The organism is Janthinobacterium sp. Mn2066 (assembly GCF_049319705.1).
Lineage (GTDB): Bacteria > Pseudomonadota > Gammaproteobacteria > Burkholderiales > Burkholderiaceae_D > Janthinobacterium.
In genome coordinates this window covers 216,875-228,967 of the sequence record NZ_JBMOUF010000005.1, presented here as the reverse complement: position 1 = coordinate 228,967, position 12,093 = coordinate 216,875, and the positions used below count along the sequence as shown (strand labels likewise).

The window sequence follows — 12,093 nt, the reverse complement described above, 5'->3', positions numbered from 1 at the left end:
GTGACAATATCCGTCTGCGCATTGCGGCTGGCAGTCCTACCTTGCCAAGCTTAATGACTCGTCGGTTATTAATTATAATCGTGCGGAAAAGTTTTTAGTGACTTTCGCGTCATTAATTTCGTCCTTTGTTGCTGAGTTAAAAGAAGTGCAATACTAAACAAGTGTGTTCATGCCTGTAGATCATTACGAAAATTTTCCCGTCGCTTCTTTCCTGTTGCCGCGCCGGCTGGTGCCTGCCGTTGAAGCCATCTATGCCTTCGCCCGCAGTGCGGACGACCTGGCCGATGAAGGCGACGCCACGCCGGCTGAGCGGCTGGCCGCCCTGCAAGCCTATGCCAGGGAACTGGGCCGCATCCAGATGCAGGAGCCCAGCGACGATCCCATGTTCAGCCGCCTGGCCAAAGTCATCGCGAAATTCGAGTTGCCGATGAAACCGTTCCACGACTTGCTGTCGGCCTTCCAGCAAGATGTGGCAACCACGCGCTACGCTACCCACGATGACGTGCTGGACTATTGCGCCCGCTCTGCCAACCCGGTCGGCTTGCTGATGCTGCATCTGTACAAGGCGGTGGACGAAGAGAATGTACGCGATTCGAATGCCATCTGTTCAGCTTTGCAACTCATTAATTTCTTGCAAGATGTCGCCATCGACCAGCAGAAAGAGCGCATCTATCTTCCGATGGAGGATTTCACGCGCTTCGCCGTCTCGCCGGCCGCGTTCGAGCGGCCCGAGTCGCATGGCAAGTGGAGCGCGCTGATGCGCTTCGAGGTGGCGCGCGCGCGCGCGCTGATGCTCAGTGGCGCGCCGCTGGCCCTGCGTTTGCGCGGGCGCATCGGCTGGGAACTGCGGCTGGTGGTGCAAGGCGGCTTGCACATCCTCGAATCCATCGAAGCAGTCAATTACGATGTTTTCCGGCGCCGTCCCAAGCTGACAAAACGCGACTGGCTGACCATCTTCTGGCGCGCCATGCGCATGTCGAAAAAGCGCTTGCTGCCAGTTGCGCAAGTAAAACCGCGTTTTCCCCCTACACCCACAGTGTAAGACGATAGAATAGCGGCTTCGACCTGTCACCCTTGCTTTTTGCCTATGTCTCCTGACGAATACTGCCAACAAAAAGCCGCCCAGAGCGGCTCCAGCTTTTACTACAGCTTCCTGTTCCTGCCTGCGGAACGCCGCAAGGCGATCACGGCCCTGTACGCGTTTTGCCGCGAGGTGGACGATACGGTCGATGAGTGCACGGACGAAGCCGTGGCACGCACCAAGCTGGTCTGGTGGCGCAAGGAAGTCAAGGCCATGTACGAGGGCAATGCCACGCATCCCGTGATGCGCGCGCTGCAACCGCACCTGGACGTGTACAAGCTGGAAGAAAAACATTTGCAGGCCATCATCGACGGCATGGAAATGGATCTCAACCAGACCCGCTACCTCGATTACCAGGCCATGAGCCGCTATTGCTGGCATGTCGCCAGCGTGGTGGGCATCTTGTCGGCCAGCATCTTTGGCGCAACCCGCCCGGAAACCTTGCAGTATGCAGAGAAACTGGGGCACGCGTTTCAATTGACCAACATCATCCGCGACGTGGGCGAAGATGCGCGCAAGGGGCGCATCTATTTGCCGATCAGCGAATTGCAGCAGTTCAATGTGACGGCGGCCGACCTGCTGAACGCCCGCCACAGCGAGAACTTTGAAAACCTGATGCGCTTCCAGGTGGCGCGCGCGCAAACAGCCTATGACGAAGCGTTCGCCCTGCTGCCCAAGGAAGACCGCCGCGCCCAGCGCCCCGGCCTGATCATGGCCGCCATCTACCGCACCCTGCTGGAAGAAGTCGAGCGCGATGGCTACCACGTGCTCAAGCAGCGCATTTCCCTGACCCCGATCCGCAAACTGTGGCTGGCCTGGAAGACCTGGATTCGTGGCTAGATTCGTGGCTAAATCCGTGTCGCCGCGAAACTATGCCGTGATCGGCGGCGGCTGGGCCGGTTGCGCCTGCGCCATGGAACTGGCGCGCGCCGGCCATGCCGTCACGCTGTTCGAAGCCGCGCGCACCCTCGGCGGCCGCGCGCGCAAGGTCGAACGCGAGGGCCTGGTGCTCGACAATGGCCAGCATATCCTGCTGGGCGCCTACACCGAAACCTTGCGCCTGCTCAAGCTGGCGGGACAAGATCCGCGCGCGCTGATCCTGGACCTGCCGCTGCAGATGCGCTACCCGCAAGGTTCCGGCGGCATGGATTTCATGGCCCCGCGCTGGCCTGCGCCACTGCACCTGGCCTGGGCCTTGCTGCGCGCCCAGGGCTTGCAACGGGCCGACAAGCTCTCGCTGATGCGATTTTCCAGCGCCATGCGCTGGATGGGCTGGCAACTCTACAACGATTGTTCGGTCATCGAATTGCTGGAACGCTTCGACCAGACCGAGCGCCTGACCCGGCTGATGTGGCGTCCGCTATGCCTGGCCGCCTTGAATACGCCGCCCGAACGCGCTTCGGCCAGGGTCTTCATCAACGTGCTGCGCGACAGCCTGGGCGCCAGCAAACGCAACGCCTCGGACATGCTGCTGCCGAAAAACGATTTGTCGTCGCTGTTTCCCGATGCCGCCGCCCGCTACGTCACGCAGCATGGCGGCGTGGTGCACATGGGTGTCAAGGTCGACACACTGACGCCATTGCCCGATGGTCGCTGGCAAGTCGACGGCGCCGGCATCCATGATGGCGTGGTGGTCGCCACCTCATCGGCCCAGGCAGCCGCCCTGCTGCAAGGCTTGCAGGATGCGCGCACCAGCGCCGTGCTTGGACAATTGCAAGCCTTCACGCCGGAAGCGATCAGCACCTGCTATCTGCAATACGCCCCCGAGGTGCGGCTGGACTTGCCGTTTTACGCGCTGGTCGACGCACCAGAGGCGGGGCATTGGGGCCAGTTCGTGTTCGACCGGGGCCAGCTCGATCCCCGCCAGCAAGGTTTGCTGGCGGTCGTCATCAGCGCATCGAGCCAGGCTGCGGAACAAGGCCATGCGGCGCTGGCGCAAGCCATCGCCAGCCAGCTGGCGCAAGTACTGGGCCAGCCCGCCCTGGCCCAGCCACTGTGGACGCAGGTCATCACCGAAAAACGCGCCACCTTTGCCTGTACGCCCGGCTTGCAGCGCCCCGCCAATGCCAGCGGCATCGATGGCCTGCTGCTTGCCGGCGACTATACGGCCAGCGAGGATAGCGCCCATGACTACCCGGCCACCATCGAAGCGGCCGTACGCAGCGGCGTGCAGGCGGCGGCACAGCTCGGCCAGCAAAAGTAGACTTGACGGTGCATCCTGCCCTGGCGCCGCTGACCCCATCAAAATTGCAGTCTGTCGCACTACGCTGGTGCATGCGGGGCCGTTTGAGTACAGTCTGAGCATAGGTTAAACCCCGGCTCCGACGACACAGGACAAGCTGAAACCAGGCTGACTAATAAGCTGACTATATGAACAACTATCTCGACAAACTGCGCCAGGCGCTGGCTGGATTACCGCCCGACCTGATCGCCAAGACGATGGCGTATTACGAACAGACCTTCAACGAAGGCCTGGCCGCCGGCCGCAGCGAGCAGGAAATCGCCGACGAACTGGGCGATCCGAAAAAAATCGCCATGACCTTGCGCGCCAATACCCAGCGCCGGGTTTTCGAACAAAAGAAAACCCCCGTCAACCTGCTGCGCCTGCTGGTATCGCTGGTCGGGCTGGCCATCTTCAACCTGTTCATGGTGGTGCCCGCCGCCGTCTACGCCGCCTTGCTGGCCACCTTGTACGCACTGGGATTGAGCTTCTACCTGGCCGGCATCGCCATTACCGCCAGTGGCTTGTCCGGCGCCAACGAACTGGTGCTCGACGGTCCCTTGCGCCATATCATCATCCAGGACGATGGCGATGCGCCGCGCGAAACGCGCATCGTGATTGGCGATACGGGCATCCGCGTCTACAAGTCGCCGGACAGCAATGAGCAATCCACTGGCGACGATAGCGACGACCCTCAGTCATCCTCGCGCGTGATGGAAAAGGCGGAAGTACTGGCCGGCGGCGGCATCCGCATCTCGACCGACATGGACCGCGATGCGCGCACCACGCAAACGGTGATCGGCATGGCCATCGTGGTGGGCGGCATCATCCTGTTCCTGCTCAGCCTGGTAGTCACGCGCTATACCCTGATCGGCATCCGGCGCTATATCGCGATGAATATTTCTCTTCTCAAAGGTCATTGAGGACACAGCCATGAAACAATTATTCAAAGTGGGCCTCTCCATGTTCCTGCTGGCCCTGGTCCTGATCGCCATGTCCTATGCGGCCCTGCGCGCCAAGGGCATCAGCAGTCCCAGCAGTGCAGCCGGCCGCGCCGTGCGCAGCGACACGCGTCCCATCCCGGCCAATATCACCAGCATCGACCTGGCGGGCCCCATCGACCTGACCCTGCGCCGCGGCGCCACGCCCTCGCTGAAAGTGAGCGGCGAACAGCGTTTGCTGGCCAACGTGGATACTACCGCCGACGGCAACACCCTGCATATCGGCCCCAAGGGCATGCTGTTCCACCATCGCCAGCCGCTGCAGGTGGAAATCGTGCTGCCCGCCCTGACCCAGCTGGAAATACACGGCAATGGCAATAGCAAGGTCACGGGATTTTCAGGCGACAGTTTCACCCTGGAACTGGCCGGCTCGGGCGACATCAGCTTCACCGGACGCTACAAGCAGATCAACGCCACCGTCAACGGCAGCGGCAATCTGGACATCAATGGCGGCAATAGCGACAGCGTGACACTGGAAATGGTGGGCTCGGGACGCATCGTCGCCAGCGGCAACACCAAATTCCTGCGCGCAGACCTCAGCGGTTCAGGCGACATCGACGCCGAACACTTGCCTGCCGACAAGGCCAACGTCAGCCTGCAAGGCTCGGGCACCAGCACCGTCTTCATCCGCAACGACGCTACGCTGAACCTGCGCGGCAGCGGCGACATTCACGTGTTTGGCAACCCGCGCGGGCGCGAGTCGCAGCATTCAGGCTCGGGCGAAATCGTCTGGCACTGATAATTTCTTAAGCGTTAGCAGCCAGCCACGCCATCGCCTGCTCCCCCGCCGCCTTGCCACCGGCCAGGCAGGCGGTCAGCAGGTAGCCGCCGGTGGGCGCTTCCCAGTCCAGCATTTCGCCAGCCACGAACACGCCGGGCATGGCGGACAGCATGCTGCCGTCCAGGCCTTCGAATTTCACGCCGCCGGCGCTGCTGATGGCTTCATCGATGGGACGCGGGCGTTGCAAGGTCACGGGCAGCAGCTTGATGGCGCGCGCCAGTGTGGCTTCGTCGGCGAAGTCCGCCGCGCTCAAACACTCGCGCAGCAAGCCCGATTTCACGCCCTTGATGCCGAGCCGGCTTTGCAGGTGGCTGGACATGGAACGGGCGCCGCGCGGGCGCGTCACTTCATCGACTACGCGTTCGCTGCTGAAGTCAGGCGCCAGGTCCAGCCAGATGGTGGTGCTGCCTTCGTTGGCGATCTGCTCGCGCAAAGCCGACGACAGCGCATAAATCAGGCTGCCTTCCACGCCGCCGGCCGTGACCACGAACTGGCCCTGGCGGCGGATGAGCAAGCCGTCCGCATCGCGCGCCGTAATCGCCACGGTGGTCAACGGCTCGCCCGCATAACGGCTGCTGAAAAACGCGCTCCAGTCCACGTCGAAACCGCAATTGGCCGGCGCCAGGGGCGCCACGTCCACGCCCTGCGCTTGCAGCAGCGGCACCCAGGCGCCGCTTGACCCCAGGCGCGCCCAGCTGCCGCCACCGAGCGCCAGGATCACCGCATCGAAAGCCAGCTGCCGTTCGCCGTCGGGCGTGGCGAACACCAGCTGCCCATCGCGCCAGCCCGTCCAGCGGTGGCGCATATGAAACTGCACGCCGGCTTCGCGCAAGCGGTGCAGCCAGGCGCGCAGCAAGGGCGCGGCCTTCATATCGGTGGGGAAAACGCGGTTCGACGAGCCGACAAAGGTGTCCACGCCCAGGCCATGCACCCAGTCGCGCACCTGCTGCGGGCCGAACTGGTCCAGCGCGGGACGCAAGCGGTGCGACTGCTTGCCATAGCGCGTGACGAATGCCTGATACCCTTCCGCATGCGTGATATTCATGCCGCCACGGCCGGCGAGCAGGAATTTGCGGCCGACCGACGGCATGGCGTCGAACAGTTCCACGCGCGCGCCGGCAGCGGCCGCCGTTTGCGCCGCCATCAGGCCGGCGGGACCGCCACCGATAATGGCAATGTGGGGAGTAACAGGGATGGGAGTGGACATGTCAGTACTGGCGCAACAGGATGGAAAACCCCGGCATTTTAGTCGAGATAAGGCGGGCAGATATTGTCAGCGCCACAAATTAGTGCATACTGCAGCGTATATGCCGCAATAATCACCGCAGTAATCAACTAACAGGCGGCAGTTTCAAGAGACCGACAGGAGAAGAACATGGGTGCAGGATACTGGATTTCCCGCTATTTGCTGGCCAGCGGCATTTTATTCATCATTCTGGCGGTGGTCGAATACAGCAAGGGCACGGCCACCCAGACCGATATTTTGAGCGCGCTGGCCTGGTCGCTGGTCGCCTCGGCCATTTTCATCGGCTCCAAATATTGGCGCTACCGCAAAGCGGTGGCGTGCGCCGTGTGCAGCGGCGACGCGCCGAAAGCCAAGTCGCGCTAAGGATACAACTTGGTAGACCGGCGCTTAGCCGCCCGTCACGGGCGGGAAAAACGCCACTTCATCGCCATCAAGAACCGGCGTATCGGCATCGCACATGATTTGCTGATGCGCCATGCGCAAGGCGCGGCCAGGCGCCAGCGCGCTGGCCCAGTTACCGCCCCGCGCGATCAGCAAGGCCCGCACCTCGCCCACCGTGCGCACCGGCTCGGCCACTTCCAGCACTTCCTGCGCCGTGCCGACCAGCTCACGCACGCTGGCAAAAAAACGCAGATGGATTTTCATCATCTTCCTTAATACAGCAGTTCGTTAAACGGAATAAAACGCAGCATATCGCCGCGCGCAATCGACAAGCCCGGCGGACAATCGATCAAGCCATCGCCCCACACGGTGGATGTCAGCACGCCCGAACTCTGGTTGCCGAATAGCTCCAGCGCACCATCATCGTTGACCCTGGCGCGCAAAAACTCGTTGCGCCGGTCCGCCTTCAGGCGTTCGAAATCGGCGGCCAAACGATAGCTGCGCGGTGCCACGCTACCCGCCACGCCTTGCAGGCGCAGGATGAAGGGCCGCACGAACAGCAAGAAGGTCACAAAGCTGGAGACGGGATTGCCAGGCAAGCCGACAAAGAACGCGTCGCCCACCTCGCCGAAGGCCAACGGTTTCCCCGGCTTGACGGCGATCTGCCACATGTTCAGCCGCCCTTCCGCTTCCACCGCCGGCTTGATATGGTCTTCCTCGCCGACGGACACGCCTCCCGACGTGATGATCAAGTCATTGCCCTGGGCGGCCTGGCGCAGCACGGCGCGCGTCGCTTCCAGGCTGTCGGGCACGATGCCCAGGTCGGTGATTTCGCAGCCCAGATTTTCCAGCAGGCCGCGCAAGGTAAAACGGTTGGAATTGTAGACGGCGCCCGGCGCCAAAGGCTGGCCCGGCATGGCCAGCTCGTCGCCCGTGAAAAACACGGCTACGCGCAGCTTGCGCAGCACCGGCAGCCGGGCCAGGCCCACGGAGGCGGCCAGGCCCATTTCCTGGCTGCGCAGGCGCGTGCCCGGCGCCAGGATCTGGCCACCGGCGCGGATATCCTCGCCCTGGCGGCGTATCCACTCACCCGCCACCGGCACGTGATTGACCGTCACCACGCCATCAAGCAGGGTGCACTGCTCCTGCATCACCACCGCATCGGCGCCGTCAGGAATCAGCGCGCCCGTGAAGATGCGCGCCGCCGTCCCTGGCAGCAAAGCCTCGCCCACGTGACCGGCGGCGATGCGCTGCGAGACCGGCAGGCTGGCCGCACCGCTGGCGCAATCACTGGCCCGCACGGCATAGCCATCCATCTGCGTATTGTCGCGCTCGGGCACATTCAGGGTCGAACTTTGCGCCGTCGCCAGCACGCGGCCATTGGCCTGCAGCGTGTCCACGTTTTCCACCTCTGTTACGGGACGCACCGCGTCCAGCATGAAGGCCAGCGCTTCGGCCACCGACAGCATCGGTTTGCGTTCTGCGGGAGCGGTCGTCATCATAAGCCCGTATTGGCGCTGATGTACGCCTTCATCTTCTCCACATCGGTGCCCATCACCACGAACTTTTGCGGCAAGTCTTCGATGTTTTCAAAACCGGCCGGGCGTTCCGCATCCACGCCCAGGGCGTCGAGGATGGTTTCATTGAACTTGGCGGCCAGCGCCGTTTCCAGCACGATCATCGGCACGTTGGGCTCCAGGTGCTCGCGCGCTACCTTGATGCCATCGGCCGTGTGCGTGTCGATAGTGATGTCGTAATCGTCGGCCACGTCGCGGATGGTGTCCAGGCGGTCCTGGTGGGTCGATTTGCCCGACTTGAAGCCGTATTTGGCGACCAGCTTGAATTCGTCGCCATCGCTGCCCGGCTTGCCGGACAAGTCGAAGCCGCCGTGCGTTTCCACTTTATGGAACAGCACTTTCACGCGCTGGCTGTCGCGGCCGACCAGGTCGTACACGAAGCGCTCGAAGTTCGAGGCTTTCGAGATATCCATCGACGGGCTGCTGGTGTGATAGGTTTCGCTGGACTTGCGCACGCGGTAGACACCGGTGCGGAAAAACTCGTCCAGCACATCGTTTTCATTGGTGGCGGCCACCAGTCTGGAGATCGGCAAGCCCATCATGCGGGCGATATGGCCGGCGCAGATATTGCCGAAATTGCCCGATGGGACAGTAAACGACACTTTCTGCTCATTGCTGGTGGTCGCCGCCAGGTAGCCGCGGAAGTAATACACCACCTGCGCTACCACGCGTGCCCAGTTGATGGAATTGACGGTGCCGATCTTTTGTTTGGCCTTGAAAGGCAAGTCATTCGATACGGCCTTGACCATGTCCTGGCAATCGTCGAACACGCCTTCGACGGCGATATTGAAAATATTCGGGTCCTGCAGGCTGAACATCTGCGCCGTCTGGAAGGCGCTCATCTTCTTGTGCGGCGACAGCATGAACACGCGAATGCCTTTTTTGCCGCGCATCGCGTATTCGGCCGCGCTGCCCGTGTCGCCCGAGGTGGCGCCGAAAATATTGAGTTCGGCATTTTGCTTGGCCAGCGCGTATTCGAACAGATTGCCCAGCAACTGCATCGCCATGTCCTTGAAGGCCAGGGTCGGGCCATTCGACAGCGCCTGCAGCATCAGGGTGGTCTGGCCACCCTTGACGACGTTTTGTTCCAGCACGCGCAGCGGCGTGATATCGGCCGCGCTGTCGTCAGCGCGCGCATTTTTGTAGACAGCCTTGGTATAGGTCTTTGCCGTCAGCGCTTTCAGGTCCGCTTCCGGGATATCGGTAGCGAACTTCTTGAGAATCTCGTAGGCCAGGTCGGCATACGACAACTTGCGCCAGGCATCGAGCTCGGCGCCGCTGACTTGCGGGTAGTGTTCAGGGAGGTACAGTCCGCCATCGGGGGCCAGGCCGCCCAAGAGGATGTCGGAAAATTGTTGCGGATTCGATGGCGCTGTTTCAGCGCGGGTAGACACATATTGCATAAAATTGTAGGGTCCAGGTGAGCTGAGGGCGGTTATCATGAATGCAAACGAGCCAATATTATAGTGCGGGCGCACGCGCAAGGCGAATTTGCCCGCAGCGCCAGTATGCCATGGCCCACCGCCCAGCCCCCAACGATGAATGGACCGCCCATGTCGCTCAGTAAAAAGCCGTACCTGCAAAGCGCCGCCCTGCGCCCGGACGCCGTGATCGACCTGGAACACTATCCGTTCACGATACCCGCCATCCGCGATTTCGTGCAAATGGACTTCCACCCTGACGTGACGTTTTTTGTGGGCGAAAACGGCAGCGGCAAGTCGACCATGCTCGAAGCGCTGGCCGTGGCGCTGGGTTTTGGCAAGGATGGCGGCACGCGCAACGTGCGCATCACGCAGGAGTCGGACCGTGAGTCAGGCTTGCACGCCCATCTGCGCCTGAGCAAAAGCTACAAGAAACCAAACGACAGCTACTTCCTGCGCGCCGAAAGCTTTTTCAATGTCGCCACCTATATGGACACCATGCCCGCCTATCTGGGCAGCTACGGCGGCAAGTCGCTGCACGCGCAATCGCACGGCGAAGCCTTCATGGCGACCTTGCTCAACAAACTGCAGGGAAAAGGCTTGTACCTGCTGGACGAACCGGAAGCTGCCCTCTCGCCCAGCCGCCAGCTGGCCGCGCTATCGGTGATCCACCAGCTGGTGCAGGACGACTCGCAACTGATCATCGCCACCCACTCGCCGATACTGCTGGCTTACCCGAACGCGAAAATCCTGATGTTTACGGGCGGCGGCATCCACGAAGTGGCGTATGAAGACACGGAGCACTATGCCGTGACGAAGGATTTTTTGAATAACTACCCACGGAGGCTGGAGCAGTTGTTTGAAGATGAGTGAGCGAGTTGGCTTAAAACTGGGGTCAGACCCCGAGCAAGCAGAATCTGACTAATCGGACCGCCTCTAACGCGGGGTCTGACCCCAGGTAGCGAAATCAGCAGGCTGCGTGATTGACCGTTATTACATGCACCGCCAGCCCACCCAGCGACGTTTCCTTGTACTTGTCCTGCATATCCGCGCCCGTCTGGCGCATGGTTTCGATCACTTCGTCCAGGCTGACGAAGTGCGTGCCGTCGCCGTTCAGCGCCAGCGAGGCGGCGGTGATGGCTTTGACGGCGCCCATGCCGTTGCGCTCGATGCAGGGAATCTGCACCAGGCCGCCGATCGGGTCGCAGGTCATGCCCAGGTGGTGCTCGATGCCGATTTCGGCGGCGTTTTCAATCTGTTCATTGGTGCCGCCCAGGGCCGCCACCAGGCCGGCCGCCGCCATCGCGCAAGCCACGCCCACTTCGCCCTGGCAGCCCACTTCGGCGCCAGAGATCGAGGCATTGCGCTTGCACAGCATGCCGATGGCGGCCGCCGTCAGCATGAAGCGGCGCACGCCGCCGACCGCATCGCTGGGGCGGCAATCCTGGGCGTAGTAGCGCAGTACGGCCGGGATGATGCCGGCCGCGCCATTGGTCGGCGCCGTCACCACGCGGCCGCCAGCCGCGTTTTCTTCATTGACGGCCATCGCATACAGGCTGACCAGGTGTACGGCGTCGTGCGGCAAGTCGTTGGCGCGGTTGTCCGACGCTTTCGCGTCCTGCGCCTGGCGCCACAGCTTGGCGGCGCGGCGCTTGACGTTCAAGCCGCCCGGCAGGTTGCCCGTCGTTTCCAGGCCATGCGCGATACAGTCGCGCATCACGTGCCAGATGCGGTCCAGGCCTTCGTTCAATTCTTCGTCGCTGCGCTTGACGTTTTCATTCGCGCGCAGCATGTCAGGGATCGACAAGCCGCTGGTGCGGCCGTGTTCCAGCAACTGCTCCATCGTGTCGAACGGGAACACCACGCGGGCGTCCGCTGCCGGCTCCACCGCAGCTTCGGCTTGCGCCTCGCCCGCTTCGCGGATAAACCCGCCACCGATCGAGTAATAGACTTTATCGTAGCGACTGCCATCGCGCAGTTTCAGGGTAAAACGCATGCCGTTCGGATGCTCGGGCAGCGATTCGCTCTTGAACCATACCAGGCCGGTGGCGGCCGTGAACGGCACGGCGTGCACGCCCAGCAGTGCGATTGAGCCGGCCGCCTCGATCGCAGCCAGCTTGCTGTCGACTTCATCGGGCGGCACGCCTTGCGGTGTTTCGCCCATCAGGCCCAGGATCACTGCCTTGTCGGTCGCGTGTCCCACGCCTGTTAAAGCCAGCGAGCCATACAGGGCCGCTTCCACGCCCACCACGTCATCCAATGGACCGTATTCGACCAGGAAACGCCGCGCCGCCACCATCGGCCCCACCGTGTGGGAACTCGACGGTCCGATGCCGATTTTAAACAGGTCAAATACGCTCATGTCCATTGCTGTGTCTCTTTAT

General features: G+C 62.2%; 12 protein-coding genes. 7 read left to right on the top strand and 5 right to left on the bottom strand.

Translation table 11 applies throughout. The features are described 5' to 3' along the window. Positions 1-169: 169 nt before the first annotated feature. From hpnC to ACL9RI_RS11550, 5 genes are all read left to right on the top strand, one after another. Positions 170-1,042: a squalene synthase HpnC gene (gene hpnC / locus ACL9RI_RS11570; protein ID WP_422726721.1), complete on the top strand. Its 873-nt coding sequence runs from the start codon at positions 170-172 to the stop codon at positions 1,040-1,042. Positions 1,043-1,087: 45 nt separating this feature from the next. After that, positions 1,088-1,921 (top strand): presqualene diphosphate synthase HpnD, encoded by an 834-nt coding sequence (gene hpnD, locus ACL9RI_RS11565; protein WP_422726720.1) that lies wholly within the window; start codon positions 1,088-1,090, stop codon positions 1,919-1,921. A 16-nt stretch (positions 1,922-1,937) separates the two neighbouring features. Then, positions 1,938-3,284, top strand: coding sequence for a hydroxysqualene dehydroxylase HpnE (gene hpnE, locus ACL9RI_RS11560; protein ID WP_422726719.1), 1,347 nt, complete (start codon positions 1,938-1,940; stop codon positions 3,282-3,284). 167 nt (positions 3,285-3,451) lie between these two features. After that, on the top strand, positions 3,452-4,225 hold the full coding sequence (locus ACL9RI_RS11555; protein WP_422726718.1) for a DUF1700 domain-containing protein: 774 nt from the start codon (positions 3,452-3,454) through the stop codon (positions 4,223-4,225). A 10-nt stretch (positions 4,226-4,235) separates the two neighbouring features. Beyond that, positions 4,236-5,042, top strand: coding sequence for a head GIN domain-containing protein (locus tag ACL9RI_RS11550; RefSeq protein WP_422726717.1), 807 nt, complete (start codon positions 4,236-4,238; stop codon positions 5,040-5,042). Between the two features lie 7 nt (positions 5,043-5,049). Here ACL9RI_RS11550 and ACL9RI_RS11545 read toward each other — a convergent pair whose 3' ends face one another. Then, positions 5,050-6,291 carry a TIGR03862 family flavoprotein gene (locus tag ACL9RI_RS11545; protein WP_422726716.1) on the bottom strand — a complete coding sequence of 414 codons (1,242 nt, stop codon included), beginning with the start codon at positions 6,289-6,291 and terminating at the stop codon, positions 5,050-5,052. A 168-nt stretch (positions 6,292-6,459) separates the two neighbouring features. Between ACL9RI_RS11545 and ACL9RI_RS11540 the strand changes: the two genes are divergently transcribed. After that, positions 6,460-6,693, top strand: a complete 234-nt coding sequence (locus ACL9RI_RS11540) for a hypothetical protein (RefSeq protein WP_422726715.1) — start codon at positions 6,460-6,462, stop codon at positions 6,691-6,693. Between the two features lie 24 nt (positions 6,694-6,717). On the opposite strand, the gene moaD is transcribed toward ACL9RI_RS11540, so the two are convergent. From moaD to thrC, 3 genes are read right to left on the bottom strand one after another with little or no spacing between them, the layout of a single operon-like run. Then, complete coding sequence (moaD, locus tag ACL9RI_RS11535; RefSeq protein ID WP_422726714.1) at positions 6,718-6,975, bottom strand: molybdopterin converting factor subunit 1; 258 nt, start codon at positions 6,973-6,975, stop codon at positions 6,718-6,720. Positions 6,976-6,983: 8 nt separating this feature from the next. Then, the gene (gene glp / locus ACL9RI_RS11530) at positions 6,984-8,210 is read right to left on the bottom strand and encodes a gephyrin-like molybdotransferase Glp (protein WP_422726713.1); all 1,227 of its coding nucleotides are present in this window, start codon (positions 8,208-8,210) and stop codon (positions 6,984-6,986) included. Next, positions 8,210-9,691: a threonine synthase gene (thrC, locus tag ACL9RI_RS11525; protein ID WP_422726712.1), complete on the bottom strand. Its 1,482-nt coding sequence runs from the start codon at positions 9,689-9,691 to the stop codon at positions 8,210-8,212. The genes glp and thrC overlap by 1 nt, the downstream gene beginning before the upstream one ends. 150 nt (positions 9,692-9,841) lie before the next feature. Between thrC and ACL9RI_RS11520 the strand changes: the two genes are divergently transcribed. Continuing rightward, positions 9,842-10,582 (top strand): AAA family ATPase, encoded by a 741-nt coding sequence (locus ACL9RI_RS11520; protein ID WP_422726711.1) that lies wholly within the window; start codon positions 9,842-9,844, stop codon positions 10,580-10,582. A 94-nt stretch (positions 10,583-10,676) separates the two neighbouring features. Here ACL9RI_RS11520 and ACL9RI_RS11515 read toward each other — a convergent pair whose 3' ends face one another. Continuing rightward, complete coding sequence (locus tag ACL9RI_RS11515) at positions 10,677-12,077, bottom strand: L-serine ammonia-lyase (RefSeq protein ID WP_422726710.1); 1,401 nt, start codon at positions 12,075-12,077, stop codon at positions 10,677-10,679. Positions 12,078-12,093 lie beyond the last annotated feature (16 nt).

Excerpts from the sequence above, each read along its gene's own strand:
- hpnC (WP_422726721.1), top strand. The coding sequence starts at position 170 with ATGCCTGTAGATCATTACGAAAATTTTCCCGTCGCTTCTTTCCTGTTG.
- hpnD (WP_422726720.1), top strand. The coding sequence starts at position 1,088 with ATGTCTCCTGACGAATACTGCCAACAAAAAGCCGCCCAGAGCGGCTCC.
- ACL9RI_RS11555 (WP_422726718.1), top strand. The coding sequence starts at position 3,452 with ATGAACAACTATCTCGACAAACTGCGCCAGGCGCTGGCTGGATTACCG.
- ACL9RI_RS11550 (WP_422726717.1), top strand. The coding sequence starts at position 4,236 with ATGAAACAATTATTCAAAGTGGGCCTCTCCATGTTCCTGCTGGCCCTG.
- ACL9RI_RS11545 (WP_422726716.1), bottom strand. The coding sequence starts at position 6,291 with ATGTCCACTCCCATCCCTGTTACTCCCCACATTGCCATTATCGGTGGC.
- ACL9RI_RS11540 (WP_422726715.1), top strand. The coding sequence starts at position 6,460 with ATGGGTGCAGGATACTGGATTTCCCGCTATTTGCTGGCCAGCGGCATT.
- moaD (WP_422726714.1), bottom strand. The coding sequence starts at position 6,975 with ATGAAAATCCATCTGCGTTTTTTTGCCAGCGTGCGTGAGCTGGTCGGC.
- glp (WP_422726713.1), bottom strand. The coding sequence starts at position 8,210 with ATGACGACCGCTCCCGCAGAACGCAAACCGATGCTGTCGGTGGCCGAA.
- thrC (WP_422726712.1), bottom strand. The coding sequence starts at position 9,691 with ATGCAATATGTGTCTACCCGCGCTGAAACAGCGCCATCGAATCCGCAA.
- ACL9RI_RS11520 (WP_422726711.1), top strand. The coding sequence starts at position 9,842 with ATGTCGCTCAGTAAAAAGCCGTACCTGCAAAGCGCCGCCCTGCGCCCG.
- ACL9RI_RS11515 (WP_422726710.1), bottom strand. The coding sequence starts at position 12,077 with ATGGACATGAGCGTATTTGACCTGTTTAAAATCGGCATCGGACCGTCG.